Consider the following 26131-nt stretch of genomic DNA (forward strand, 5'->3'; position numbering starts at 1 on the left):
GCCGAAGCCGGGGCCGAGGCCGGGGCGGAGGCCGAGGCCAGGGCCCAGGGCCCAGGGCCGCCGCCCTAGTAGCTGGCCGGGGTGATCACCCAGATCAACTCGGCAGGGACGTCGCCGTGGTTGACGAACCCGTGCGGCAGCTCGCCGGAGAAGGTGACGGTGTCGCCCTCCTCGAGGTAGATCCCCTCGCCGTCGACGACGATCTCGATCGCGCCGCTCAGCACCAGCACGAACTCCGCCTTCGAGCCGTGGCGGAGCAGCTCCTGCCCGCTACCAGCCCCCGGGCCGATCGTCGACTGGAGGACCAGCATGTTGCGGGTCGGGTCGGCCGAGATCCACTGGTCGCGGACGGTCATGTCGGGGTAGTCGACGGTCCGACGCTCCGCCTTGCGGACGATCTGGCCCTTGGTCGGGGCGGCGTCGAAGAGGTCGTTGACCCCGACCCCGAGCGAGGCGGCGAGCCGCAGCAGCGTGGCCAGCGAGGGAGCGACGGTCCCCCGCTCGACCTGCGAGACCATCGCCGGGGTGACCTCGGCGCTGCGGGCCAGGTCGCCCGCCGTCAGCCCCGCGAGCTTGCGCAGCTCGCGCACGCGGCGACCCAGGCGTAGCTTGGCGGCGTCGATGTCGACGGGCGCGGCGGCGGTCTCCTCGTCGGCCCCTCGGACTTCGCTCTCCACGCTCTCTCCTGTGCTCACTGACGGGACTCCTGGGTACGGCCGACACGATCGGACTCGACACCGGACGAAAGCTAGACTACAGTGAATGAAGTCCAGCTATCTTCAGCCGCCACGGCGGTGCGAAGGGAGACCCCGTTGTCGTCGGAACTCGAGCCCGTCCTAGATCGCCTTGCCTCCGACCTCGATCGTCAGGTCGTGCTGGAAGGTGCGGACTTCGAGGTCCTGGCCTACAGTCGCAAGCGCGGCGCGATCGATCAAGTCCGGGTCGACACGATCCTCTCCCGCCACGCCCCCGCCGGCGTCCGCAGCTGGCTCCGCAGTCGGGGGATCGGCGACGCCGACGGGCCGTTCCGGATCGACGCCGCCCCCCGGCTGGGCATGCTCGCCCGGGTCTGCCTGCCGATCCGCGCCGACCGCGAGCTGCTCGGCACGCTCTGGTGCATCGACTCCGACAACTCGATCACGGCCGAGCAGCTGCGGGCGGCCGACGCCCTGACCCCGCTGCTCGCCTCGATCCTGCTGCGGGAGCGGCGGACCGCGACCAGCAAGCGCGACCTCCGCCAGCAGGCCTTGCGGCAGCTGGTGCTCGGCACCGACGAGGAGGCGGCCGACGCCGTCCGCCGGCTCGACCACGACGCGGTGCTCGACGCCGCCGGTCCGATCAGCATCCACCTGCTGCACGCTGCCGGTCCGTCCGGACCCGACGGAGCACCCGCCGACGAGCGCCGCCATCGGGCGCTCGAGACCGCGCTCGAGCAGGTCCGCTGCGGGCTGCGGTCGCGCCGCTGCGGCTACGTCGTCGCCGACGGCGAAGGGATCTTCGTCTGCGCCGAGCCCGCCTCGCGCACGGTCTCCGAGCAGCTGCTGCGGGCCGCGCGGACCACCACCGGCGAGGCGTCGCTGATCGTCGCCGAGAGCGGCCACGGCCGCGCCGACCAGGCCCGCCAGCTGCTGGAGCAGGCCCGCCAGGCAGCGCAGGTCTCGCAGGTGGTCGAGCGCTTCCGCCCCGTCGCCCGTTGGGACGAGCTCGGTGTCTACCAGCTGCTCAGCAGCCTGACCGCCGCACCCGACCGGACGGCCCCGACCGCCCACCGCGGGCTCGAGGCGCTGTTCACGGCGGGCGGCCGGGGATCGCTGGTCGAGACCCTCGAGTGCTACCTCGACAACGGCGGCGACATCAAGGCGACTGCCTCCCAGCTCGCGCTCCACCGCACCAGCCTCTACTACCGGCTGGAGCGGATCGAGGAGCTCGCAGCGGTCGACGTCCGCAGCGGCGAGGACCGGCTCGCGCTCCACCTCGGGCTGCGGCTCGCCCGCCTCCGCGGGACCTACCCCGTCGACGGCACGATCGCGGCGTAGCGGGGCGGGGCGGTAGCGCGCGGGCCGGGGTCGGCGCCGGGAGGCGGGCGGCCCCAGGCTGGCGGTCGGGCGGGGTCACGATGCGTCGGCTCCAGCGGACCGGGGTCAGTTCGCGTCGCCCAGCGGGGACGAATGACCCCGAACCGCGCGGGCCGACGCGAAGTGACCCCAAACGCCGCCGCCACGTCCACAACGGCATCCGCACCCGGCCGCCGGCCCCGCGCACCCGCCTCCCGCTCCGCCCCAGAGCGCGGTCTCCCGGAGCGCGGCCGCCCAGGAGCACGGCCGGCCCCAGAGCACGGCCGGCCCCGGAGCACGGCCGGCCCCAGAGCACGGCCGGGCCCCAGAGCACGGCCGGCCCCAGAACGCGGCCGGCCCGGAACGCGGCCGGCCCCGGGGGCCGCCCAGCCGCCCGCCGCTCGACCGCCCCGCGCTCGCCCGTTCCGCTAGACCGCGCCCGCCGCGCCGGCCACGACCTGGCCGCCGCTGATCACGAGCTGGCCGTCGACCTCGAGCGTGACGTCGCGGGCGACGCCGTCGATGTGGACGGCGCTGTGGTTCTGGCCGCCCGGGTAGGTCTGGTTGCTACCGAAGCCGATGTGGATCGTGCCCAGCAGCGCCTTCTCGGTCTCGTGGCCGAGCATCGCCTTCGGGTTGCCGCCGACGCCCAGCTCGGCGACGACCGCAGCGCCCTCGTCGATCGCGAACACGCGCCGGAAGTCCTCGGCGTCGGCGCCGCCGGCGACCTCGACCACGCGACCGTCGACGATCGTCATCACGACCGGCTCGCTGACGGTGCCCATCGTCCGGCCGGCCTCGGTCAGTCCGTCGATCACCAGCGTGCCGTTGGCGGTGCCCTCGACCGGCGCCCAGTTGTACTCGCCCCAGAGCGGAACGGAGATCCCGTACGGCGCTCCGCGCTCGGGCACCGGGAAGATCGGCAGGCAGGGGCGCCCGGCGACCGAGAGGGTCAGGTCGGTGCCGCGCGCGGTCGTGATCCGGACCTGGTCGTGGCCGTCGATCGCGGCGACGATCCGCTTGCCGTCGCGGGTCACGGCCTCGCTGTCGCCCGGCTCCAGGCCCCAGCGGCCCATCCCGGCGTCGAGCTTGAAGATCGAGCAGTTCGGGCCGGTCTCGAAGATGCTGCTGACCCGGTGGTCGAGCCGGAAGGCGTAGGTCTCGTCGACCGTGAAGAGGCTGACGTCGGCCTGCTGGAGCGCCGCCACCAGGTGCTTGGGCGGGTCGACCCAGAACTCGCCGCTGTCGAGCATCCGGCGGACGGTCTGGTCGGCGTCGATGCTGATCACGGCCGCGCCGACCGCGTCGGCCGCCACGGCCAGGGCCTCGGCCTCCGCGCGGTGCTCGCTGTCGGCGACCAGCGCGATCGTCTCGTCCGGCTTCAGCTGCACGAAGTCACGGATGATCGTGCGGGCCTCGTCGAGCAGTTGTGCGTCCATGGGGAACTCCTGGGGGTTTCGGGGTGGGCGGCGACCGTCGTCGACGGTCACAGGTGAAGGCGGACGGTCGGCCGCAGAGGACGACGGGCGCTCGGCCGCGGGTCTCGGCGGACGACCGGCCGCAGGTGGAGGCCGACGGTCGACCGCGACGGACCGCGGCGGCGCGTCACCACGCGAGCAGGCCGAGGTCGACCGGGAGGCAGACGCCGGTCACGCCGGAGGCCGCGCCGCTGGCGAGGAACCGGACCGCGGCGGCGACCTCCTCGGTCTCGACGAAGCGCCGGATCGGCTGGCGGGCGAGGAACCGCTCGAGCGCGTCGTCCTCGTCGAGACCGCTGGCGATCACCTCGGCCAGCTGGCGCTCGGCCATCGGCGTGCGCATCCAGCCGGGGGCGATCGCGTTGACGGCGATCCCGAGCGGGCCGCCCTCGACGGCGGCGGCCCGGACCAGCCCGAGCACTCCCGCCTTGGCCGAGACGTAGCCGGCCTTGTGCGGCTCGGCCGCGACGCCGGAGGTCGACGAGATCACCACGACCCGTCCGCCGCTGTCGGTGAGCGCCGGCCAGGCGCTCCGCAGGGCCAGGAACGGCCCCTTCAGCATCACGTCCTGCAGCCGGTCCCACTCCTGCTCGGCGAACGCCCCGATCGGGGCGACGTGCTGGACCCCGGCGTTGAGGACGAGGATGTCGAGCCGGCCGTGGCGGCGGAGCGTCTCCGCCACCATCGCCTCGTTGCCGGCGGCGGTGCCGATGTCGGCCGAGAGGTCGGCGCCCTCGAGGTCGACCCCGACGACGGTCGCGCCGGCGTCGGCCAGGTCACGCGCGATCGTCGCGCCGAGCCCGCGGCCGGCACCGGTCACGATCGCGACCCGGCCGGCGACGCTCATGTCGGGTGGCGCAGGGCGATCGCGTGTGGCGGAACCGGGGGTGACCTCGACCATGTCCACACCGTCGCAGCCCCCGAAACCGCCCACCACCGACAAATGACCGGTTCCGCGCGGGTCGCCGGCGGGCTCCGCCAGACAATGGTTGGAGGCTCCCCTCAGGCCCCGGCCGGGACCATCCCCAGCCGCTCCATCACGAACCCGAGCCACGCGCTGTTCTGGCGCACGTCGGTCTCACGGCCGTTGTTCATCGCGTGGCCGACGTCCTCCCAGACCCGCAGCGCGATCGGCGGATCGTCGGGCCCGGCGACCGCCTGCAGGTGAGCGGCGAGCTTGCGCGCGTGCCACGGCGGGCAGCGCGGATCGACGTCGCCGGCGTCGAGGAAGACCGCCGGGTAGCGGACGCCCTCGCGGACCAGCGCACAGGGCGCGAACGTCGCCAGCCGCCGGATCTCGTCGGGGTCGTCGAGGTCGGAGGCGAACTCCGTCTTGACGATGTTGCGCCCGTAGGGGTCGCGAGCGCAGGCACCGAGGATGTCGACGAACGCGACCCGCGGGACCGCCACCGCCCACAGGTCGGGGCGCTGGGTCAGCGCGACGCCGGCCAGCAGCCCGCCGCCGCTGGTGCCCTGGATCGCCAGCGTCTCCGGCGTCGCGACGCCGTCGGCGATCAGCGTCTCGGCGATCGCGAAGAGGTCGTCGTAGCCCTGCTGCTTGCGCTGCATCCTGCCGTCCGACCACCAGTGCGCGCCGAGCTCGCCACCGCCGCGGATGTTGCTGTGGCAGACGACGCCGCCGGCCTCGACGAACGCCGCCATCGCCCCGACGTACTTCGGGTGCCAGGGCATGTTGAAGCCGCCGTAGCCGCTCATCAGCGTCGGGCGCGGCTGGTCGAGCGTCGTCGTCTCGAGGTGGATCAGGTGGTAGGGGACCTCGGCGCCGTCGCTGCTGGTCGCCCAGCGGCTCTCGACGACCGCGCCCTCGAGCCGCGCCTCGGGCGCCTCCAGCTGCTCGATCGCGCCGGTCTCCGGGTCCTCGCGGTAGACCGCCCACGATTCGGTCGGGGTGGTGAAGGCGAACAGGTACTCGTCGGGGTGCGCGGCGGGCCGGTGGGCGGTCAGCACGTGCCAGCCGTCCTGGCTGATCACGCCGCGGCCGGGCAGCGCGACCTCGCGGACGAACCGCCCGTCGCGCTCGAAGACCCGCACCCGCGAGAAGGTGTCGACCAGCTCGACGACGTACAGCCGGTCGCCGATCAGCTGGACCCGCCGCAGGACCGCGTCGGACTCCGGCACCAGCTCGCGCCAGGTCGAGGGGTCTCCCCCGCCGTCGAGCGGGATCTCGACCAGCCGGCCGCGCTCGGCCCCGTGGTCGGTGACGGCGACGTAGTGGTCGCCGGCGATCACGCCCGAGATCCAGTGGCCGCTCAGCCCCTGGACGAGCGGTCGCCACGGCCCGTCCGCCACGAGGTCGCGAACGTAGAGCGGGCGCGTCATCCAGAGCGCCATCGTCGCGACCGCCCAGCGGCCGACGCGGTCGGTCTCGACGACCAGCCAGCCGTCGAAGTCGTCCTCGGGCGGCAGCGGCTCGGGCCGCGTCGCCGCGGGCCGACCGAGCCGGTGGAAGAAGCCGACGTTGCTCTGGAAGGCGGGATCGTCCGGGTCCAGCGCGCTGTAGTAGAAGCCGCTGGAGTCGGCCAGCCACTGCACGCCGCCGACCCAGCCGTCCATCAGCACGTGCGGGATCTCGTCGGGCAGCGGCGCGCCGGTGGCGACGTCGAGCAGCTGGATCCGGTTGCGCTCGTCGCCGCCCTCGGAGACCCCGAAGGCGACGATCGTCCCGTCCGGCGAGGGCGCCAGCCACTCGACGTTGCGGGGGTGCTCGCCCGCCCCGACCGACGGGTCGAAGAGCGTCCGCCACGGTCCGCGGGGTGCGTCGGCGATCTGGACCAGCGCCATGTCGCCACCGGCCGGGCGGCCGCGGCGGAACCAGCGTCCGCCCGCGAACCGCGGCACCGCGCCCCAGCGCGGCATCGGGTGGCGGTCGACCGCGGTCCGCAACGCCTCGGCGTGCGGCCAGGCCTCGAGCCGGGCGACGGTGCGGGCGTTCTGCTCCGCCTGCCAGGCGCGGACGTCCGGTTCCTGACCGTCCTCCAGCCACTGGTACGGGTCGGCCAGGGTCAGGCCGGCGAGGGTCTGGGTGTTGTCGTCGACACGGGTCGGCGGATAGGGGCTCTCGCTCATGCGGTCTCCGTCGGTGGGGGCGCTCACGCGGTCCCGGCGTTGGTGGGGTTCGGAGTGGTCCCGTGCTCGCTGCCGGTGCCGGGCACGGCAGGCGCTCCCGGCCCAGCGTCGCTGGCCGTCGGCGTCGCGGCCAGCTCGCGCAGCAGCTCGACGGTCGCGTGGATCGCCGGCGTCAGCGTCTCCAGCAGCAGGTGCTCGTCGGGGGCGTGCTGACGGTCGGTCGGCAGCGCGAAGCCGAGCAGCAGCGGGTCGAGGCCCAGGTGGCGCTGGACGATCTCGCAGACCGGGATCGACCATGGCGCGCGGCAGCGGACCGGCGGACGGCCGAAGGCGGTCGTGACCGCGGCCTCGGCGGCGGCGATCGCCGGCAGCCGTTCGTCGACCAGGATCGCTGGCGACCGCAGCTGGACCTCGCAGGTCAGCTCGGCGTAGTCAGGGGCGCGAAGGCGCAGGTGCTGCTCGACCCGGGCGGCGATCGCGTCGGCGTCCTGGCCCGGCACCAGCCGGCAGGAGAGCTTCGCGCTCGCCGCCGCCGGGATCACGGTCTTGACGCCGGTCCCCGCGAAGCCGCCGCTGATCCCGTGGAGGTCGAGCGTCGGCCGCGACCACTGGCGCTCACGGACGCCGTAGTCGGGGTCCCCGACCAGCGCAGGAAGCCCGGCCTCGCGCCGCAGCTCGTCCTCGTCCAGCGGCAGCGCCGCCCAGGCGGCGACGTCCTGCGGGTCGACCGGCAGCAGCTCGTCGTAGAAGCCGTCGACCGCGACCCGTCCCTGCTCGTCGTGGAGCGAGGCGAGCAACGCGCTGAGGACCGAGAGCGCGTTCGGGGCGACGCCGCCGAAGGCCCCGGAGTGGAGGTCGGTCTCGGCCGTCCGCACGCCGATCTCGAGCGCGACCAGGCCGCGCAGGCCGAGCGGCAGCGCCGGCACTCCGGGCGCGAGCATCGTGTTGTCGGAGTTGACGAAGACGTCGGCGGCCAGCAGCTCCGCGTGCTCGCCGACGAAGCGGTCGAGATGGTCGGCGCGGACCTCCTCCTCGCCCTCGATCAGCAGCTTGACGTTGCAGGGCAGCGCGCCCTCCAGCGTCAGCAGCGCCTCGATCGCGTGCAGCGCGATCAGGACCATCCCCTTGTCGTCGGACGCCCCGCGCCCGTAGAGCCGCCCGTCGCGGACCTCGGCCTCGAACGGCGGCGTCGTCCAGAGCTCGAGCGGATCGGCCGGCTGGACGTCGTAGTGGCCGTAGATCAGGACCGTCGGCGCGTGGGGCCCGGCGTGCAGCCAGTCGCCGTAGACGATCGGATGCCCGTCCGTCTCGTGCAGCCCGACGTGCTCGAGCCCGATCGCCGTCAGCCGCTCGGCCAGCCAGCCGGCGCAGCGCCGCAGGTCCGGAGCGTGCTCCGGCAGCGCGCTGACGCTCGGGAAGCCGATCAGCTCGGTCAGCTCCGCGAGCAGCCGCGGCCGCTCGCGCTCGAGGTGCTCCAGCAGCGGCGTGCTCACGAGGCCGCCACCGAGCCGCCGGGGATCGAGGCCACGAGCGTCTGGGTGTAGGGGTCCTCCGGCCGGTCGAGCACGCGCCCGGTCGGACCGGACTCGACGACCCGGCCGCGCTGGAGGACGTAGAGCCGGTCGGCCACCTGCCGCGCGACCGCGAGGTCGTGGGTGATGAACAGGTAGCTGACCCCCGTCTCGCGCCGCAGGTCGGCGAGCAGGTTGAGGATCTGCGCCTGGACCGACACGTCGAGCGCCGAGACCGCCTCGTCGCAGACGATCAGCCGCGGATCCGCCGCCAGCGCTCGCGCGATCGCGACCCGCTGCCGCTCCCCACCGGAGAGCGCGACCGGCTTGCGGCGGGCGTACTCGGCCGGCAGGCCGACCCGTTCCAGCAGCTCCTTCGCGCGCTGCTCAGGGCGTGCGACGCGGTCGGCCCGCGCCCCGATCGCCTCCTGCAGCGTGGCCCCGATCGTGCGGACCGGGTTCAGCGTCGAGTACGGGTCCTGGAAGATCATCTGGACCGTCCGCCGCAGCCGTTCGCGATCGTCGGGGCTCGCCGCGCGGTAGTCGGTCGCGTCGATCCCGTCGACCACGATCCGGCCGCCGGTGACCGACTCGAGCCCGACGATGCTGCGCCCGAGCGTGGTCTTGCCCGAGCCGGACTCGCCGACCAGGCCGACGCACTCGTTCTCGCCGATCTCGATCGAGACCTCCGCCAGCGCCTGCACCTTGCGGTTGCGGGCGCCGCCCGGATAGGTCTTCTCGACGTCGATCACGGAGACCAGTGGCGTGCCGGTCGCGGCCGCCTCCTCGGCGACCGTGTCCGAGCCGGCCTCGGCGTGGACCGCATCCAGCTCGACCGCGATCTCCGCGGCCCGCACGCAGGCGGTCCAGCGTCCGCTGGCCTCCCCGATCGCGTCGGGAGCCGCCGTCAGGCAGTCCGGCTCGACCCACCGGCAGCGGGGCGCGAACGGGCAGCCGTCGCCGACGTCGTCGGCCCGCGGGACCGTGCCCTCGATCGCCGTCATCCGCTCCAGGCGGCGGTCGACCGGCGGCTCCGAGAGCAGCAGGCCGAGCGAGTACGGGTGCCGCGGGGTCGTCTCCAGCTCGTGGCTGGCGGCGTTCTCCAGGACCGTCCCCGCGTAGAGGACCGAGACCCGGTCGCAGGTCGAGAACGCGACCCGCAGGTCGTGGGTGATCAGGACCAGGCTCATCCCGCGGGCGTCCTGCATCTCCCGCAGGCGGGCGAGGATCTCCTTCTGGGTCGTCACGTCGAGCGCCGTCGAGGGCTCGTCGGCGATCACCACCTTGGGGTCGCGGGCGAGCGCAGCGGCGATCCCGATCCGCTGACGCATCCCGCCGGAGAGCTCGAAGGGGTAGGCATCGGCGACCGCCGCGTCCTCGATCCCCAGCTCGGCGATCCGGCGGACCGCCTCGGTCCGGCGCGCGGCCCGGCTCAGGCGCTTGCCGTCGCCATCCCGCAGCAGCTCGGAGATCTGCTCGCCGCAGCGCATCAGCGGGTTGAGCATCGTGAACGGGTCCTGGAAGATCAGGGCGATCTCGGTCCCGCGGATCTTCACCAGCTCGCGCTCGGAGAGCCCGAGCAGGTCGCGGCCCCCGCAGACGACGCGCCCGCTGGCGCTGACGCCGGTCGGCAGCAGCCCCATCACGGCGCGGGCGGTCATCGACTTGCCGCTGCCGGACTCGCCGACCACCGCCACGGCCTCGCCGGCCGCGACCTGGAGGTCGATCCCGCTGGTGATCACGCGCTCCTGCGCGCCGAGCCGGCTGACGATCCGCAGCCGCTCGATCGAGAGCGCGCTCATCGTGCCCGCCCCCGGTCGCTCAGCAGTTCCTGGAGCCAGTCGCCGACCAGGTTGACGCTGACGGCGGTCGCGACCAGCATCAGCCCCGGCGCGAGCGCGGCCAGCGGGCTGTCCTCGATCAGCGAGAGGTTGTCGCTGAGCATCCGGCCCCAGTCCGCCTCCCCCGGTCCCGCCCCGAGCCCGAGGAACGAGAGCGCCGAGAGCGCGACCAGGCCGTAGGCGAAGTTGAGAAACGCGGTCGAGACGACCAGCGGCATCACGTTCGGCCAGACGTGGCGGAGCATGATCCGCCACGAGCCGAGCCCGAGCGTGCGGGCGGCGTCGACGTACGGCAGCGTCCGCTGCTCGAGCGTGGCCCCGCGCACCACGCGGATGTCGATCGGGGCACTGAGGAAGACGAGCACCAGGACCGCGGCGTAGTAGCCGCCGCCGATCACGCCGAGCAGCACGATCGCGACCAGCAGCGCGGGCAGCGCGTAGACGAGGTCGACGCCACGCATGATCGCGGTCTCGGTCCAGCCGCCGCGGAAGCCCGCCAGCAGGCCGAGCAGGGTGCCGATGGTGGCCGCGCCGAGCGCGATCAGCAGCGGCCCGATCATGGCGGCGCGGGCGCCGGCGATCACCCGCGAGAGGATGTCCCGGCCCGAGTCGTCGGTGCCGAGCAGGTGGCCGCTGATCGGTCCCTGGACGCCGAGGCTCAGGTCCTGGGCGGCCGGCGGGTACGGGGCGAGCGCGGTGCCGGTGATCGCGCAGACGACGATCGCGCCGATCACGACGAAGCAGAGCGCGATCAGCGGCGGGACCCGCCAGCCGCGGCGTGCGCGGAGGCCCGCGGAAGGCGCGGCCGCGGTCGGGACGACGGCGCTCATCGGGCCGCCTTCCCGAACTGGATCCGGGGATCGACCAGGGCGTACAGCACGTCCACCACCAGGTTCACGAGGATGATCAGGGTCGCGATCACGAGCACCAGCCCCTGCAGCACGGGGATGTCCTTCGTCTGCACCGCTTCGACCAGGGCCGACCCGAGCCCGGGCAGGGCGAAGGTCGCCTCGACGAGCACGGCGCCGGTCAGCACGACCGACAGCACCAGCCCGGCCGCGGTCAGGACCGGGATCGCCGCGTTGCGCAGCGCGTGGCGGAAGACCAGCCGCCGCCACGGCACGCCGCGGGCCCGGGCGAAGGCGACGTAGTCCTCGTCGAGCACGCGGATCATCGCCGCGCGGGTCAGCTTGACCAGCAGCGCCATCGCGCTGAGCGCGAGCGCCGCCGCCGGCAGGGTCAGGTGCCAGAGCCGGTCGAAGAAGCCCTCGCCCGCGCCGTAGGACGGGAACCAGCCGAGCCGGACCGCGAAGACGTAGAGCAGGATCACGCCGGTCACGAAGACCGGGGCGCTGACCCCGATCACCGTCAGCCCGACCACCCCGCGGTCGACCAGGCTGCGCTTGCGCAGCGCGGCCACGATCCCCAGCGGCAGGCCGGCGAGCAGCGCCAGCGCGAACGCGTAGAGGCCGAGGAAGATCGTCACCCCGAACGCCGGCCGGAGGGTCTCCAGGACCGACTGCCCGGTGCGGATCGAGTCACCGAAGTCGAGCTGGACGGCCCCACCGAGCCACCGCAGGTACTGGCTCAGGAAGCCGTCGTCGAGGTGGTACTTGGCGCGCAGCGCGCTGATCACGTCGGGCGTCGCCGACTGCGCCCCGAGCAGGATCTGCTCGGGGCTGCCGGGGGCCACGAACAGCAGCCCGAAGACGAGGAACGACACGACCACCAGCGAGGCGAGCAGCGCCCCGAGCCGGCGGGTGACGAACAGCAGGAGACCGGAGGACGTCATCTCAGGCGCGCAGACGCAGCTTGCCGAGCCAGTTCTGCATGTAGTAGAGGCTGTTGAAGCCCTCGTACGTGTAGCGGTCGGCGACCGCCATCGACGAGCCCTGCCACCACAGCGGCAGGTACGGCAGCTCGTCGCCGATGATCGTCAGGATCTCGGCGATCGCCGCCGCCCGCTGCTTCGGGTCCGTGACCTTGCCCTGCTCGCGCAGCAGCCGGTCGACCCGCTCGTTCTTGAAGTTGGCGATGTTGAGCCCGTTCGGCGCCGCCTTCTCGCTCGGCAGCGTCGCGACCAGGTAGTTGACGGGATCGACGTAGGCCGGGCTCAGCGGCAGCACCTGCAGGCCGAGGTCCTTGTGCGCGTAGATCGTGCCGATCCACTTCGCGGAGGTCGTCTCACGGACCCGCAGACGGATCCCGAGCGGCCGCAGCGACTCCGAGAGGCTGACCAGCGCGCGGCCGATCGCCGGCTCGTTGTCGGGGAAGGCGATCTCGGCCGAGAAGCCCTTCGGGTGCGCGGACTGGGCCAGCTCGCGCTTGGCCGCCTCGACGTCGAACGGGTACTTGCGCAGGCCGGAGTAGATCCGGTCGACCTCGGGCTGCTGCGCCACGTTCGCCCACATCTCCGGCGGCACGATCGAGGTCGCGGAGCGACCCATGCCGCCGAGGAACGCGTTCACGAAGCCCTCGCGATCGCTGGCGAGGGCGACGGCCCGGCGCACGTGGAGGTCGTTCCACGGCTCCTGGCTGAGGTCGAACGAGACGAAGATCGAGCGCATCCCGGGGGCCTGCTCGACCGCCGTGTCGCGCAGCCGCCGCCAGTCCTTGGCCTGCTCCGGCGCCAACTCGAAGGTGCCGTCGATCTCACCGGCGCGGCGCGCCAGCAGCAACGTGCGGGCGTTGCTGATCACCTTGACGGTGGCGGCGCGGACCCGCGGCTTCTCGCCCCAGTAGCCGTCGTAGCGCTCGAGCGAGAGGCCGGTGTCGGGGCCGAACTTGGTGATCCGGAAGGCGCCGGTCCCCATCGTGTTGATCTTCGCCCCGGCCACGCCCAGCCGCTTGCCGAGCTTCTGGTTCAGCGCCTTCGGCGTGATGTAGCTGATCACCGGGATGTACTGGAAGAGCGGATCGGGCCGCTTCATCCGGACGGTGATCTCGGCGGCGCCGGTCTTCTTGATCGACGCGACGTTGGTGTAGTACGTGCCGAGCTGCGAGGTCACGGCGGGGTCGATGTGCCGCCGCAGCGAGGAGACGACGTCGTCCGCGGTCAGCGGCGTGCCGTCCCAGAAGGTCACGCCCGAGCGCAGCTGGTAGACGTAGCGAAGCGGATCGGGGTTCGACCACTGCTCGGCCAGCTGCGGCGTCAGCTTGAGGTCGTCGTCGACGCCGACGAGGCCCTCGAGCCCCAGCGACAGCGCCGCGATCGTCGGCGCCCCGAAGCTGGTCGCCACGTCGAGCGCCGGAACGGCGTGGGTCAGCGCCCAGGTCACGTGGTCGATCTCGGCCTCGGTGCCGCGGCCGCCGGCGTCGCCGCTACTGCTCGCGGTGCCCTTCGGCTTCGGCGAGCCGCCACAGGCGGCCAGCAGCGTCGGTAGCGCGACTGCCGCACCGCCGATGCCCAGGCGCCGCAGCACCTCTCGGCGCGAGATCTCTCGTTCTTCCCACATCAGGCTGTCCCCATCCCCGTCGGTGCCGGAGGTCGCGAGTCCCGTCGTCCCGCCCGTGAGCGAGCGGTCCGGAGCCCACTGACCTCGACCAATGGGGGCACTCTGCCAGCGGCCCGAGCGGCGCACTACCGACAATTGACCAGTTCGCCGCGACCGCTTCCGTCGGCGAACCAGACAATGGTTGAACGCCCGCTGTGGTCACCGTACGCATCGTCCGGCGTGGCGCCCGCGGTCGGCTCGAGCCCCAGGCAGGCCGAGGCCCCGCCGCGGCTCCCGTGGGCCCGGTCGTTGCCGCGCCGGCTCGAGCCCCAGGCAGACCAGGCCCCACCGTGGCTCCCGCGGGCCCGGTCGTTGCCGCGGTCGTGCCGCGCCGGCGTAGGCTGGTCGAGACCGCGCCGCCACCGCGCTCGGCGGCGATCGCCCCGCGCCCGAGGGAGCTCCCGCATGCCCAACGCCCCGCTCATCGCCGTCACCGGTGCCACCGGGACGGTCGGATCCCACGTCGTCGAACGGCTGGTCGGCTCGGGGATCCAACCGCGCCTGGTCGTCCGGGATCCGTCCCGGCTCCCGGCGGACGCGCCGGACGACGTGCGTCAGGCCTCGCGCTACGGCGCCTACGACGAGATGGCCGCCGCGCTCGAGGGAGTCGACGTCCTGCTCCTGATCCCGGCGGCGGAATCGGCCGACCGCGTCGCCCAGCACCGGACCGCGGTCGACGCCGCGGCCGCCGCCGGGGTCGAGCGGATCGTCTACATCTCGTTCCTCGGCGCCGCGCCCGAGGCGACGTTCACGCTCGCCCGGGACCACTGGGCGACCGAGGCCCACATCCGGTCCTGCGGCGTGTCCTTCAGCTTCCTGCGGATGAGCCTCTACCTCGACTTCGTCCCGGCGATGGTCGGGGCCGACGGGGTGATCCGTGGCCCCGCCGGCAACGGTCGGGTCGCCCCGATCCTGCGCGACGACGTCGCCGCCGCCGCGGTCGTCGTGCTGCGGTCCGAGGGCCACGACGGCCGCAGCTACGAGCTGACCGGCGGCGAGGCGTTCAGCCTCGCCGAGGCCGCCGCGCGGATGGCCGCCCGCAGCGGCAAGCCGATCCGCTTCCACGACGAGAGCGACGAGGAGGCGCTCGCCTCGCGCGCGTCCTACGGGGCGCCCGAGTGGGAGGTCCGCGGCTGGATCAGCTCCTACGAGGCGATCCGCGACGGCAGCCTCTCCGCGGTCAGCAACGACTTCCGGCGGCTGGTCGGCCGTGATCCGGTCGGCCTCGACGCCTATCTCGCCGCGCACCCGGAGGCGCTCGCCCACGTCACGGCAGGGTCCTCGTCGTAGGTGCCCGCCCCGCAGGTGGTTCCGATCGGGTAGCGGGCGCCGGGGCCGGCCGGGGCGGGTCGGGGCGGGGCGGGGGCCGGGTCGGGCGGGGTGGCCGGGTCGGGCCGGGGCGGGGCGGCCGGGCGGGGCGGCCGAGTCTGGGGCGCGGCGAGCGACCAACCGTAGGCCGTACCGCTCTGGAGTCAGCTTGCGTCGCTCCTGCTGCTCTGGGGTCATCTCGCGTCGGATAGCGACGCGAGATGACCCCGGTTCGTCGGGCCCGACGCGTCGTGACTCCGGAAGCGGCCGGGCACTCGGCCTCTGGAGTCCAGACGCGTCGCCAGACCGCGGTCTGGCGACGCCTCGGGGCCCGGATCTGGCCCGGCAGACCGAGCGACGTCCTCGGCACGCACCTCTAGCCGGCCAGCCGCCGCCTGAAGAACGAGAGGATCTCGTCGCGGGCGGCGACCGTCGGCTGGCCCGCCTCGTCGATCAGGTGCGCGGTGACCACGCTGTGCGGGCTCCCGACCACGTCCCGGAAGAACGGCGCGGTCTCCGGATTGGCGGCGCTGTCGGGCAGCTCGCGGGGCTCGAAGCGGTCGCCGAGCGCCTCGGCGTAGGCGGCGAACCGCTGGGCGCGGCAGAAGCGGTCGCCCCGGAAGCGGTACGCCAGCACCGTCAGGTCCTCCCGATCGAGGCGTTCGCGGACGGCCTGCAGCTCGTCGGGGGCGATCTCGAGCGCGGCGGGATCGTCGAGCGGCAACGACGGCTGCGAGAGGACCGGCGCGAGCATCGCCGGCTCGAGCATCATCGTCAGCGCGAAGTTGCCGGTGAAGCACATGCCGATCGCCCCGACGCCCGGGCCACCGGACTGCGCGTGGGCGAGCCGCGCCAGCGAGCGCAGCCAGACGGTGACCGGGCTCGAGCCCTGGCCGGCGAAGGCCCGGAACTCGGCGCTCATGCAGGCCCGCTGGAGGACCTCGGCGCCCTCCTCGGCCTCGGCGACCGCGCCGTCACGGCCGAACAGCGAGGGCAGGTAGACGGTGAAGCCGGCGTCCCGGACCCAGCGGCTGAAGCGCGCCACGTGCGGGCTGATGCCGGGCATCTCCGTCATCACGATCACGCCCGGTCCCTCGCCGGAGACGTGCACGACCTTGGTCACGCCCTCGAGCGTGATCTCGCGCGGGTCGAAGTCGTCGAGCGGATCGTCGACGGTCACGTCGCGGGGTGGCGTACCGCAGCCACGCACCGTCGTCGGGGGCTCGGCGGCGGCGCACGCACCATCCTCGACGGCGGGGGCAGCGGCGGCGGGGTTCGCACCGTCCTCGACGGCCGGGGCTGCGGCTGCGGTACGCGGGGTGTCGTCGGTCGTGTCCGGGGTCGGCATCCGGCAGTCGTACCGGCGGCGGCGTCCCCGCGACCGGGCCTTGGCCGGATCCGAGGGATACCTGGCCTTGCGGCCACGCTCGCGCGCGGGGATGATCCGGCCGTGCCCCGCGCCCGACGCCAGGTCGTGTTCCTCGCCTTCGACGGGATGCAGCTGCTGAACGTCGCCGGTCCGGCCGAGATGCTGGACGCGGCGACCCAGGCGCTCGGCGGCCGCGGCGGCTACGAGCTGGTGATCGCGACCCCCGACGGCCGGCCGATCCGCGGGTCGGGCGGTCTCCGGCTGGTCGGCGACGTCGCGCTCGGCCACGTCCGTCCCCGCGGCGTCGACAGCCTGATCGTCGGCGGCGGGATGCGGATCGACGAGGTCGTCGGCGACGAGCGCCTGCCGCCGGCGCTGCAGCGGATCTCCGCCGGCGCCCGCCGCACCTGCTCCGTCTGCACCGGCGCCTTCCTGCTCGCCGGGGCCGGCCTGCTCGACGGGCGGACCGCGACGACCCACTGGGCGTTCGGCGCCGAGCTCGCGCGCCGGCACCCGCGCGTGACCGTCGCCCCCGACCGGATCTTCGTCCGCGACGGCGCGATCGTGACCTCGGCCGGCTCCAGCGCGGGGATGGACCTGGCGCTGGCGCTGATCGAGGAGGACCACGGGCCCGAGCTCGCGCGGACCGTCGCCCGCTGGACGGTGATGTTCCTCCGGCGGCCGGGCGGGCAGTCCCAGTTCTCGGAGCGACTGGCGCTGCCGGGCGGGATCGCCTCGCCGGTCCGCCGGCTGCTCGACGCGATCGTCGCCGACCCCGCCGACGACCACCGCCTCCCCCGACTCGCCCAGCGGGTGGCGGTCTCCGAACGCCACCTGCGTCGGATCTTCGCCGAGCAGACGAGCACCACCCCGGCCCGCTTCGTCGAGCGCGTCCGCGTCGAGGCCGCCCGCGAGCGACTCGAGGGCAGCGCCGCGCCGATCGAGGCGGTCGCTGCCGCCTGCGGCTTCGGCAGCCCGGAGACGATGCGCCGGGCGTTCCTCCGCGTGCTCGGCGTCGGCCCATCCGACTACCGCGCGCGGTTCCGGACCGCGGAGGACGCGAGCCCCCGTTTGCCTACCCTCGTTGCGCCGTCGGCAGCGGAACACGATTCGGGCTAGGGTACGCGCCTGTCCGCAGAGCCCGGCTGGGGGGTCGGCTCCGGGGACGTTGCGTGTGTCGTGAACGTGTAGCGGAGGGTGTGGCGGGAATGACCAGCGGTCGGGTCGTGATCATCGGGTCCGGTCTAGCCGGGCTCACCGTAGCGACGGTGCTTGCCCACCGGGGCGTCGAGACCATCGTGATCGAGAAACGCGCGGTGGCCGGCGGCTACAACTCGCCGCACGCCGACGCCGGCTATCGGTTCGACATCGGCGCCACGATGCTCCAGACCCCCAAGGTCCTCCGCGAGACCTTCGCCGCCTTCGGCGAGGACCTCGACCAGCACCTCGAGCTGACCGCGTTGGACCCGCTGTACCGGACCTGGTTCAGCGACGGAGAGCACCTCGACCTGAAGCCGTCGGTCGAGCAGACCGCCGACGAGATCGCCCGCTTCTCCACCGCGGACGCCCGCGGATTCCACCGCTACGTCGCCGACATGGAGCGCCACAAGCGCACCCTCAAGCAGCTCTTCATCGAGGGCGCCGCCGGCCCCCGGGCGATGCTCGGGCCGGGCGTTCCCGGCCTCCTGCGGAGCTTCAACCCGGCCCGCTCGGTCCAGGACCTCGCCGAGCGCTACTTCGAGACCCCGCACGTGCGGACCGCCCTGACCTTCCAGAGCCTCTACTGGGGCACCGACCCGTCGCGCACCCCGGCGCCCTACGGGATGGTCCCCTACTTCGAGACCACGCAGGGGGTCTGGCACGTCCGCGGTGGGATCAACGCGATCAGCCAGGCGATGACCAAGGTCTACCTGGCGCTGGGCGGAACGATCCGCTACGGCGACCCGGTCGAGGAGATCGTCGTTCAGGGCGGGCGGGCCCGCGGCGTTCGGCTGGCCGGCGGCGAGACGCTCACCGCCGATCGCGTGGTCTCCAACGCCGACGCGCTCTACACGTACCGCCAGCTGGTCGATCCCGTCCTGTTGCCGTCGTGGTTCCACGCCCGGCTGCGGCGCATGGCCCCGTCCTCTGCCGCCCAGGTCGCGCTGATCGGCCTGCGGTCTCCCGATGCCCTACCCGGCCTGCCGCACCACACGTTCATGATGCCGGTCGAGCTCGACGAGCTCTCCCGCCGAGCCTTCGGGAACCACGTCGTCCCTCCTCCGAGCTGCGCCTACATCTGCGTGCCGACCAAGACCGACCCCAGCGTCGCCCCGCCCGACCGCACCGCGGTCTACGCCCTGGCCCTGATTCCCCGGGCCCCGCGAACGGAGTCCTGGGAGGACGCTCGCGAACGGGCCGTCGAGCGGGTCCTCGGCGAGCTGGAACAGCGGGGCGCCCTCGACGAGACCGTCGAGATCGACTACCAGCACGTCTACCAGCCCCCGGACTTCGCCCACGACTTCAACCAGCCCCACGGCATGGGCTTCGGCATCCAGCCGACGCTGCGCCAGGCGGGGCCGTTCCGCTTCGGCAACCGCTCGCGGATGATCGACGGCCTCTATCTGGCCGGGGCCAGCGCCAACCCCGGCGGCGGGATCCCGCTCGTGCTCGCCTCCGGCCAGGCCGCTGCCCGCGCGATCCTCAAGGACGCCCGCCGCGGCCGCTGAAGGCGGCGCCGGTGACCGACGACGACATGCCGAGCCGGCCGCGGCGGCCGCTGCTCCGGGAGCGGACTGCGTTTCCGGCTCGTCCTGCGGTTCATGGACGGCACACAGTGGATCCCAGATCCGCGGTCGCCGGCCCCGGCCCAGATCACGGCAGTCCGTATCCGGCTGGTGGCCGACGCTCCGGAGCACTCGCTGTGCGAAACGAGAACGCGCCGTGTGTAACCGCGATCACATATGCTCTCGCTCCGCATCACGGTGCCTCGCAGATGACCTCGACGACCAACAATCCCGTGCTCACCGTGGCCGCACGGCGTCTCGTCTCCGGCGCCACCGCAGCTCGGCGGCGACGCCGGTCGGTCGGCGTGCCCGACTCGGCACCGAGATCGCCGGCCTGCCGTCCGCTCCCGTGGCAGGCTCCGCGGTGACGCCGCCGATCCTGACGCTCGAGTCCGTCAGCAAGCGCTACTGGCGGGGACAGCGCCCCGTCGACGTGCTCAAGGACGTGTCGCTGGAGCTGGAGGGCGGAGAGGTCTCGGCGGTCTGGGGGCCGCGTGGCTCCGGGAAGTCCACGCTGCTGGAGATCGCGGCCGGGATGCAGGAGCCCGACGCCGGTCGCATCTCGTTCGACGGGCGCGACATCGCCGCCGCCCGCTACCTGGCCGAGATCGGTGTCGCGACTCGCGAGGGGCCGTCGAGCTGGGACCTGCCCGTCAACGATTGGGTGGCCCTGGCCCTGATCGACCGGGTCGGCGCCGGGTCCGCCGGCCGCCGGTCCAACGAGACGCTCCAGAAGCTCGGCATCGGCGGGGTCGGCGGCGCATCGTGGCACCACCTCTCGGACGGCGAGCGACGGCTGGCCTCGATCGCCCACGCGATCGTGCGGGAGCCCCGGGTGCTGCTCGTCGACGACCTCACCGCCGGACTCGACCTCCTGGAACGACTCGACCTGATGAAGCTCTTGCACCTGCTCGCGAGCGATCTCGGCATGTCGGTCCTGGTGACGGCATCCGACATCGCCGACGTCCAGGGGTGTCGCGCGATCTGGGCGCTGGGCGGCGGCCGGCTCGTCGGCGGCCCCCCGCCGACCGGGACCGTCCTCAACTTCCCCTCCGGCAGGAGCTGATCGCCGTGTCGAGCGATGTTCGCCACGACGCGCCGGAGCGTCCAGTCCGACTCGAGTTCCGCGACGTCGTCAAGCACTACTCCAGCGGCAACGACCTCGTCCGCGCCGTCGACGGCGTCTCGCTGAAGGTGGCGGCCGGGGAGCTGGTGGCGCTGTTCGGCCCGAGCGGGTCCGGAAAGTCGACCTTGCTGGAGATCGCCGCCTCGGTGCTGCGGCCCGACAGGGGCGCGGTCTACGTCGACGGCCGCGACGTGACTGCCCTCTCCGAGAACGACGCCGCCGACTACCGGATGCACCAGCTGGGCTTCGTGTTGCAGTCGATCGAGCTGATGGGCGGCGGGTCCGCCCTCGACAACGCGTCCCTCAAGCTGCTGGGCGCCGGAATGACGGCCCGCCAGGCCCACCGGCAGGCCGCCGAGCTGCTCGAGGAGCTCGGTCTCGGCAAGCGGTTGAAGCACCGTCCCGACCAGCTGTCGATAGGCGAGCGGCAGCGGGTGATGATCGCGAGAGCGCTCTCGGTCGATCCGCGGGTGGTCCTCGCCGACGAGCCGACGGGCAGCCTCGACACGAAGCGCACCCACGAGGTTTTGGAGCTCCTGCGGTCGATGACCCAGGACCGGCAGATGGCCACGCTGCTGGTGACCCACGACGCGCACGCGATCGAGTACGCCGACCGGGTCTTCACGCTCGAGGACGGCCTCCTCACGGAGACCGGTCCAGCGGTCGCAGCGAGATCGTGAGCGTCCTCAGCACGCAGGGGCCGCTGCCACCGCGGGGCCGCCTCAGGTACTCCGGCGTCTGGCGTCTCTACTGGATCCGACTTCGCCGCCGTTGGCCGCAGGAGCTGTTGGCCGCGGTCGGGATCGCGGTAGGCGTCGCGTTGCTCTTCGCCTCCCAGATCGCGAGCACCAGCTTGTCGGCGTCGGTCGAGCAGCTCGCGGACGGGATTGCCGGGAACTCCCAGCTCCAGGTCCTCGCACACGGATCGGAGGGGTTCCCGGAACGTACCGCCGAGCAGGTTCGCCGGCTCCCGGGGGTCCGGACGAGCGCCCCGATGGTCCAGGTCCAGGTCAATCTCCTCGGTCCGCGGGGGAAGCGCGGGGTGACGCTGTTCGGCGCCGACCCGCGGGTCCTGGAGCTTCGGGGCTCCCTGCTACAGGGGATGGCGGGGAGCGCGGCGGCCACCCAGCGGACGTTGGTCCTGCCCGAGCCGGTTGCTGCCTCGGTCGGCGTGCGCTTCGGAGACGTCGCGCGCCTGCAGATCGCAGGCCGCACGGCAGCAGCGCCAGTCGGAATCTTCGGTCGAGATCGAATCGGCACCCTGGCCGACGCCACGATAGCCCTGGCTCCCCTGCGCTTCGCCCAGGAGCTGGCCGGGATGGAGGGGCGCTACACGCGGATCCTCGTCGAGGCGTCTCCCGGGAGGCTCGAGGAGGTGCGGTCCGGTCTCGAGCGGATCTCGGGCGGCCGGCTCAACGTCGTCCCGACCGACTACGAAGCGCGCCTCTTCGCCTCGGCGGCTGCGCCGACCGACCAGGCGACGACGCTCTTCAGCGTTCTGAGCGCTCTGGTCGGGTTCCTGTTCGCGCTCTGCGCGATGCTCGTCACCGCCGCAAGCAGGATCGCGTTGGCCGACGATCTGCGGCGCTCCGGCTTCAGACGCGCTCAGGTGATCCAGATCGTCCTCTTGGATGCGCTGATGCTGGGGGCCGTCGCCGGCGCCGTTGGGCTGGGACTCGGCGACCTGCTGTCGCGACAGGGCTTCCGCTCGGACGTGAGCTTCCTCAGCGGTGCGTTCCCGATCGGGGACCAGCGCATCGTCACCTGGTCGAGCGTCGCGATCGCCCTCGGCGGCGGGTTGGTGGCGGCTGCGCTCGGGGTGCTGACGCCGCTGCGACAGCTGCTCGTGCCCCGAACCGCTGGTCGTCGGCGCGAAGCGCGAACCGGGGCCTCACCCCGCGCGTCGCTCGGCCGGATCGCCGGAGTCGGATGCCTCGTCGGCTCGCTCCTGCTCTCCGCGTTCGCCCCCGACGCCGCCGTCATCGGCCTGGTCGTGCTGGCGCTCGCCCTCGTGCTGCTCCTGCCGACGATCTTCGATCTTGCTCTCGGGCTCTTGGCGCGGATCAATCGCTGCGGCCGCGGGGGATGGATCCCGGTGGTCCAGCTCGCTCTCCCGCAGCTGCGTGCCCGCGACTGGCGCGTACGATCGCTGGCGATCGCGACCACCGGGGCGATCGCCGTCTTCGGAGCGGTCTCGCTGGAAGGCGCGCGCCAGAACCTGCAATCCGGGCTCGACCGTCTGAGCGCGCAGCTCAGCGCGTCGGCGGATCTCTGGGTCTCGCCGTACGGCGCGGGTGACGAGTTCGCCTCCAGCACGTTCCGCCCGAGCGACATCAGGGGCCTCGAAGCCACGCCAGGAATTCGCGCGGTCTCGGTCTACCGGTCGGGCTTCCTCGACATCGCCGGGCAACGTGCCTGGGTGATGGCTCCGCCCGACGGGCGTACCCCACCGGTACCCGCCGAGCAGATCCTCGACGGTGACGTCGACCAGGCCAGCTCGCGCCTGCGGGAGGGAGGATGGGTAGCGATCTCCCGCGGCCTCGCCGAGGCGCAGGGCCTGCGCCCGGGGGATCGCGTCAGGCTCCCGGCCCCGAATCCGATCGTGCTGCGCGTGGCGGCGCTCACCACCAACCTCGGGTGGCCAGGCGGTGCGATCGCCCTGAGCTCGCGGGACTACGCGCGAGGCTGGGGAAGCACCACGGCCAGTGCGATCCATCTGCAACTCGCCCCTGGTGTCTCGCCGAAGCAGGGCCGTGATGCGGTCGCGGCCAGGCTCGGGCCGCAGACGGCGTTGCGGGTGGAGACCTCCGCAGCGCGAAGCCAGCGCCAGCAGGCCTCGGCGCAGAACGGACTCACGCGCCTCAGCCAGGTCACGACGCTCACCCTGGTGGCGGCGATCCTGGCGATGGCGGCCACGATCGCCGGGCTGCTCTGGCAGCAACGTCGGATCGTCGCGCGCGAGAAGCTCGACGGGCACAGGACGCGTCGCATGTGGGGGGCGCTGTTCGTGGAAGGCGGCACGTTGATCGTCACCGGGTGCCTGGCCGGCGCGGCCTTTGCGATACCCGGCCAGATCCTCTCCACCCGCGGGGTGCAGGCCGTGACGGGCTTCCCGGTCGTTCAGGGAATCCAACTGGGCACCCTTGGCTGGAGCCTGGCCTTCGTCGTCGGCGCGTCGTTGCTCGTGATCGCGGTTCCCGGCTACCTGGTCGCTCGGGTCCGACCGTCGCTCCGAGGCTGACGATCGTGGTCCGCCCGCATCCGAACGCGAGCGAACCTGCGTCGCTCTCGTGCGCGCAGCTCCGCGCGCTCGCTGCCGCAACCGGCCGGGAGCTCGGTTGGGGGTTGCGGGCGGTCGACGCTGAAGTCGCCCGATGGAGACGGCGCGCGGAGCAGATCCAGGACCCTTCGCGCAGGCAGGAAGCGCTGGACTCGTTGGTGACGAAGCGCGCGATCGTCGAGGGCGCGGCGCGCTTCTGGAGCGTTCCCGGCCGCCGTGATCCCAACCTGCTGCGGTTGCTCGTCGCCTTCCAGGTGCTGGCGAACCTGCTCGACGTTCGGAGCGAGGACGAGGCCGGGTCGACGTCTCCGACCGGTGGTGATGTGATGCAGGCGCTCGTCGAGGCGGTGGATCTCGATCGCCCGCTCTCTCCCGGGACCGCCGACGATGGCGGATATCTCGCGGCGTTGGCGTCGACCTGTCGCAGCGCTTGCGCGAGGCTCGCGCACTACGCGGAGGCCCGACCGTTGCTCGTCCGACGGGCCGAGCTCGCCTGCTCGCTCGACACCCACCACGTTCCCGACCAACGGCTCCGGGACCACGCTCTCGAGCAGTTCGCGCGCCAGGATCTCGTCGATGCGGAGGGGGCGACGTGGTTCGAGCGCGCGGCGGGTCCCGGCTCGGCCCTGACGGTCATCGCCCTGCTCACGCTGGCCGCGGATCCCCGGACCACGGCGAACGACCTCCACGCGGCGGCGGCCGCGTACACGTGGGTCGAGATGCTGTGCACGATGCTCGACAGCTACGCCGACCAGTTCGATGACGCCGTGACCGGGCACGTCAGCTTCATCGGGTTCTATCCGGACCGGAAGACCGCGGTCGAGCGGATCGGCCACCTGATCGATCGCTCGCTGCGGGGCACGCTCGCCCTGCGCGAGGGTGAGCGTCACGTCGTGCTGGTCTCGATGATGATCGCGATGTTCCTGTCGCGAGACGACGCTCGCAGCGAACCGCTGTCCGCCAGCACACGTGAGCTGATTCACGCCGGTGGCCCCTTGACCCGGCGGCTGACCCCGATCCTCCGGTTCTGGCGGGTCAGCTATCGCCAGCAAGCCCACTAGCGCGGTCCCACCCACTCCCGCGACCCTCGACCATCCGTGGACCTACGACCCCCATCCCCGCCCATCGCCTACCGTAACGGCGTGCTGCTCGTTCGGACGCTCGTGCTCCTGGTGTCGCTGCTCGGTGCGGGCGCGCTCGTCGCCGCGCCCGCGACGGCCTCCGCCCCGACCGCGCCGCTGACGGTCGAGGCCCACCCCGACGGCTCCCGCAGCCTGAGCTGGTCGCTGCGCGGCAGCAGCGACTCGGTCAACGTCCTCCCCCACCTCCGCTGCGCCGCCGACCCCGCCGCCAGCGGCCCGTTCGCCGGCAGCAAGGTCCCGTGCCTGTGGCTGGTCGACCACAAGGCGCCGCCGCTCGCCGGCCCCGAGGGCTGCCCCGGCACCGGCGAGCCGTTCGCCTCCTGGCGCTGCGACATGCGGGCCTTCCGCGACGTGGTGATCGACGCCGCGTTCCCGGGCGAGCAGTCGCTGGTGAACTTCAACGCGAAGGCCAAGGGCGGCAGCGGGATCTGCGCCTGGATCCCGGTCGCCGTTCGCATCAACGGCGGCGAGGGCACGGTCCTGGCCGCGGACGGGTGCGCCCAGCGGATCTCGTGCGCCGTCGGGTCGACGGGGACGATCACCGTCGACCTGTTCGACAGCGTCAGCGGCTGCCCCAAGGTCTCCCGGCCGGGTGCGTCCTCCCCCTCCTCCAGCGGCAACGGCACGAGCCGCGCGAACGTCGATCTGGGCTCCTGCGTCGGCGCGGGAAGCAAGCCGTACCGGATCAGCCCGCTCTACGACATCCGCACCACCAAGCGCGGGCGCCGCGGGATCAACGTCCGGGTGACCCTCCGCCGCGCCGTGCCGTACGTCGTCCAGATCCGGCGGCGGGCCAGCTTCGGCTCGCTGCTGGTGCGCGAGATCGCCCGCTGCGGGAAGGCCGGCACCAACCGCTTCAGCGTCGGTGACGCGACCGCCGGCCGCAACGAGTCGGCCCGCTACCGCGTGATCGTGCGCTCGCCGCGCAGCAGCTACCCGCTGCGCTCGAGCGACGAGCGGCTGCCGCGCTAGCAGTCCGCCTCCCCGCGGGCGCTCAGCTTGCCCCCAGCCGGAACGTCGTCTGGGCGTGCGGGGCCTTGGCGAAGGCGAGCAGCTTGTCGGCCTCGATCCGGAAGACGCCGGCCGGTCCTCCGCCGCCGTCGAAGTTGCCGTCGCGGACCTCGAACCGCCAGTCGTCGCCGTACTTCTCGTGCCAGCGGTCGGCGAGCCGTCGCAGGAGGCCGTCGTCGCTGATCCGGCGGGCGCGCCCCTCGACGACGACGTCGAGGCCCGCCGCCCAGGTGTTGGTGCCCGTGGTCAACGCGACGTGGGGTGCGTGCTCGAGGTTGCGGGCCTTCTGCTCCTTCAACCCGGTGCAGAAGTGGATCGCGCCGTCGTGCCAGACGCCGATCAGCGGCGTCACGTGCGGCCGGCCGTCGGGACGCACCGTCGTCAGCCAGTAGAGCTCGGCCTGCTCCAGCGCGCCGATCGCCGCAGGCCACGGCGTCGGAGCCGCGGCGGGGTCGCTGAATCGCTCGTCGACCTCGCCGACGGGGTGCTCGTTGGTGGTGCTCATCACAGGACTCCTCAGATCGACCGGGCGGTTACCGGCAACGACGCGACGAACGCGCGGAACTCATCGACGCCCGGCCCCGCTGACCGGTTTGCCGGACTGCGCGACGGATCGTCGCCGCTGCGGTGGACAACCCATCGCGAAGCGACCCGCGTCGCGACCA

20 protein-coding genes are annotated in these 26131 nt (G+C 73.2%); 9 read left to right on the top strand and 11 right to left on the bottom strand.

Features of this window, described 5'->3' with window-relative positions:
* Window positions 1-65: 65 nt before the first annotated feature.
* On the bottom strand, window positions 66-677 hold the full coding sequence (locus ACVUH9_RS02795) for a helix-turn-helix domain-containing protein (RefSeq protein WP_475753721.1): 612 nt from the start codon (window positions 675-677) through the stop codon (window positions 66-68).
* Window positions 678-872: 195 nt separating this feature from the next.
* Between ACVUH9_RS02795 and ACVUH9_RS02800 the strand changes: the two genes are divergently transcribed.
* Window positions 873-2036 (top strand): PucR family transcriptional regulator, encoded by a 1164-nt coding sequence (locus ACVUH9_RS02800; protein WP_475753723.1) that lies wholly within the window; start codon window positions 873-875, stop codon window positions 2034-2036.
* Window positions 2037-2482: 446 nt separating this feature from the next.
* Here the strand turns inward: ACVUH9_RS02800 and ACVUH9_RS02805 are convergent, their stop codons facing one another.
* From ACVUH9_RS02805 to ACVUH9_RS02840, 8 genes are all read right to left on the bottom strand, one after another.
* Entirely contained in the window at window positions 2483-3493 is a 1011-nt protein-coding gene (locus tag ACVUH9_RS02805; protein ID WP_475753725.1) for an aminopeptidase, read from the bottom strand.
* Between the two features lie 166 nt (window positions 3494-3659).
* Window positions 3660-4379, bottom strand: coding sequence for an SDR family NAD(P)-dependent oxidoreductase (locus tag ACVUH9_RS02810; RefSeq protein WP_475753727.1), 720 nt, complete (start codon window positions 4377-4379; stop codon window positions 3660-3662).
* Between the two features lie 155 nt (window positions 4380-4534).
* A complete protein-coding gene (locus ACVUH9_RS02815; protein WP_475753729.1) occupies window positions 4535-6619 on the bottom strand; it encodes a prolyl oligopeptidase family serine peptidase in 2085 nt (694 codons plus the stop codon).
* 23 nt (window positions 6620-6642) lie between these two features.
* Entirely contained in the window at window positions 6643-8112 is a 1470-nt protein-coding gene (locus ACVUH9_RS02820) for a dipeptidase (RefSeq protein ID WP_475753731.1), read from the bottom strand.
* A complete protein-coding gene (locus ACVUH9_RS02825) occupies window positions 8109-9932 on the bottom strand; it encodes an ABC transporter ATP-binding protein (protein WP_475753733.1) in 1824 nt (607 codons plus the stop codon). Before ACVUH9_RS02825 ends, ACVUH9_RS02820 begins: the two co-directional genes overlap by 4 nt.
* The gene (locus tag ACVUH9_RS02830; RefSeq protein ID WP_475753735.1) at window positions 9929-10801 is read right to left on the bottom strand and encodes an ABC transporter permease; all 873 of its coding nucleotides are present in this window, start codon (window positions 10799-10801) and stop codon (window positions 9929-9931) included. Before ACVUH9_RS02830 ends, ACVUH9_RS02825 begins: the two co-directional genes overlap by 4 nt.
* Window positions 10798-11763, bottom strand: a complete 966-nt coding sequence (locus ACVUH9_RS02835) for an ABC transporter permease (RefSeq protein WP_475753737.1) — start codon at window positions 11761-11763, stop codon at window positions 10798-10800. Before ACVUH9_RS02835 ends, ACVUH9_RS02830 begins: the two co-directional genes overlap by 4 nt.
* Window position 11764: 1 nt before the next feature.
* Window positions 11765-13426: an ABC transporter substrate-binding protein gene (locus ACVUH9_RS02840; RefSeq protein WP_475753739.1), complete on the bottom strand. Its 1662-nt coding sequence runs from the start codon at window positions 13424-13426 to the stop codon at window positions 11765-11767.
* A 444-nt stretch (window positions 13427-13870) separates the two neighbouring features.
* Here ACVUH9_RS02840 and ACVUH9_RS02845 point away from each other — a divergent pair, with 444 nt between their 5' ends.
* Complete coding sequence (locus ACVUH9_RS02845; RefSeq protein ID WP_475753741.1) at window positions 13871-14755, top strand: SDR family oxidoreductase; 885 nt, start codon at window positions 13871-13873, stop codon at window positions 14753-14755.
* A gap of 394 nt (window positions 14756-15149) precedes the next feature.
* Here the strand turns inward: ACVUH9_RS02845 and ACVUH9_RS02850 are convergent, their stop codons facing one another.
* On the bottom strand, window positions 15150-16121 hold the full coding sequence (locus ACVUH9_RS02850; RefSeq protein WP_475753742.1) for a dienelactone hydrolase family protein: 972 nt from the start codon (window positions 16119-16121) through the stop codon (window positions 15150-15152).
* Between the two features lie 102 nt (window positions 16122-16223).
* Between ACVUH9_RS02850 and ACVUH9_RS02855 the strand changes: the two genes are divergently transcribed.
* The 7 genes from ACVUH9_RS02855 to ACVUH9_RS02885 all read left to right on the top strand — a co-directional run bounded on the left by ACVUH9_RS02855 (window position 16224) and on the right by ACVUH9_RS02885 (window position 25427).
* Window positions 16224-17261, top strand: coding sequence for a GlxA family transcriptional regulator (locus ACVUH9_RS02855; protein ID WP_475753744.1), 1038 nt, complete (start codon window positions 16224-16226; stop codon window positions 17259-17261).
* An 89-nt stretch (window positions 17262-17350) separates the two neighbouring features.
* Window positions 17351-18850: a phytoene desaturase family protein gene (locus ACVUH9_RS02860; protein ID WP_475753746.1), complete on the top strand. Its 1500-nt coding sequence runs from the start codon at window positions 17351-17353 to the stop codon at window positions 18848-18850.
* A 421-nt stretch (window positions 18851-19271) separates the two neighbouring features.
* The gene (locus ACVUH9_RS02865) at window positions 19272-19973 is read left to right on the top strand and encodes an ATP-binding cassette domain-containing protein (RefSeq protein WP_475753748.1); all 702 of its coding nucleotides are present in this window, start codon (window positions 19272-19274) and stop codon (window positions 19971-19973) included.
* Between the two features lie 5 nt (window positions 19974-19978).
* Window positions 19979-20713 carry an ABC transporter ATP-binding protein gene (locus ACVUH9_RS02870; protein WP_475753750.1) on the top strand — a complete coding sequence of 245 codons (735 nt, stop codon included), beginning with the start codon at window positions 19979-19981 and terminating at the stop codon, window positions 20711-20713.
* Window positions 20710-23274 (top strand): ABC transporter permease, encoded by a 2565-nt coding sequence (locus ACVUH9_RS02875; RefSeq protein WP_475753752.1) that lies wholly within the window; start codon window positions 20710-20712, stop codon window positions 23272-23274. The genes ACVUH9_RS02870 and ACVUH9_RS02875 overlap by 4 nt, the downstream gene beginning before the upstream one ends.
* A 5-nt stretch (window positions 23275-23279) precedes the next feature.
* Window positions 23280-24374 carry a DUF2600 family protein gene (locus ACVUH9_RS02880; protein WP_475753753.1) on the top strand — a complete coding sequence of 365 codons (1095 nt, stop codon included), beginning with the start codon at window positions 23280-23282 and terminating at the stop codon, window positions 24372-24374.
* Window positions 24375-24455: 81 nt separating this feature from the next.
* Window positions 24456-25427: a hypothetical protein gene (locus ACVUH9_RS02885; protein WP_475753755.1), complete on the top strand. Its 972-nt coding sequence runs from the start codon at window positions 24456-24458 to the stop codon at window positions 25425-25427.
* A gap of 22 nt (window positions 25428-25449) precedes the next feature.
* Here the strand turns inward: ACVUH9_RS02885 and ACVUH9_RS02890 are convergent, their stop codons facing one another.
* Window positions 25450-25971, bottom strand: coding sequence for a pyridoxamine 5'-phosphate oxidase family protein (locus ACVUH9_RS02890; protein WP_475753756.1), 522 nt, complete (start codon window positions 25969-25971; stop codon window positions 25450-25452).
* Window positions 25972-26131: the final 160 nt, after the last annotated feature.

It is taken from the genome of Patulibacter ginsengiterrae, from assembly GCF_056269115.1.

Bases quoted from the DNA above. Each gene is read 5' to 3' on its own strand.
- ACVUH9_RS02805 (WP_475753725.1), bottom strand. From the start codon at position 3,493: ATGGACGCACAACTGCTCGACGAGGCCCGCACGATCATCCGTGACTTC.
- ACVUH9_RS02810 (WP_475753727.1), bottom strand. From the start codon at position 4,379: ATGAGCGTCGCCGGCCGGGTCGCGATCGTGACCGGTGCCGGCCGCGGG.
- ACVUH9_RS02815 (WP_475753729.1), bottom strand. From the start codon at position 6,619: ATGAGCGAGAGCCCCTATCCGCCGACCCGTGTCGACGACAACACCCAG.
- ACVUH9_RS02825 (WP_475753733.1), bottom strand. From the start codon at position 9,932: ATGAGCGCGCTCTCGATCGAGCGGCTGCGGATCGTCAGCCGGCTCGGC.
- ACVUH9_RS02830 (WP_475753735.1), bottom strand. From the start codon at position 10,801: ATGAGCGCCGTCGTCCCGACCGCGGCCGCGCCTTCCGCGGGCCTCCGC.
- ACVUH9_RS02835 (WP_475753737.1), bottom strand. From the start codon at position 11,763: ATGACGTCCTCCGGTCTCCTGCTGTTCGTCACCCGCCGGCTCGGGGCG.
- ACVUH9_RS02840 (WP_475753739.1), bottom strand. From the start codon at position 13,426: ATGTGGGAAGAACGAGAGATCTCGCGCCGAGAGGTGCTGCGGCGCCTG.
- ACVUH9_RS02845 (WP_475753741.1), top strand. From the start codon at position 13,871: ATGCCCAACGCCCCGCTCATCGCCGTCACCGGTGCCACCGGGACGGTC.
- ACVUH9_RS02850 (WP_475753742.1), bottom strand. From the start codon at position 16,121: ATGCCGACCCCGGACACGACCGACGACACCCCGCGTACCGCAGCCGCA.
- ACVUH9_RS02860 (WP_475753746.1), top strand. From the start codon at position 17,351: ATGACCAGCGGTCGGGTCGTGATCATCGGGTCCGGTCTAGCCGGGCTC.
- ACVUH9_RS02890 (WP_475753756.1), bottom strand. From the start codon at position 25,971: ATGAGCACCACCAACGAGCACCCCGTCGGCGAGGTCGACGAGCGATTC.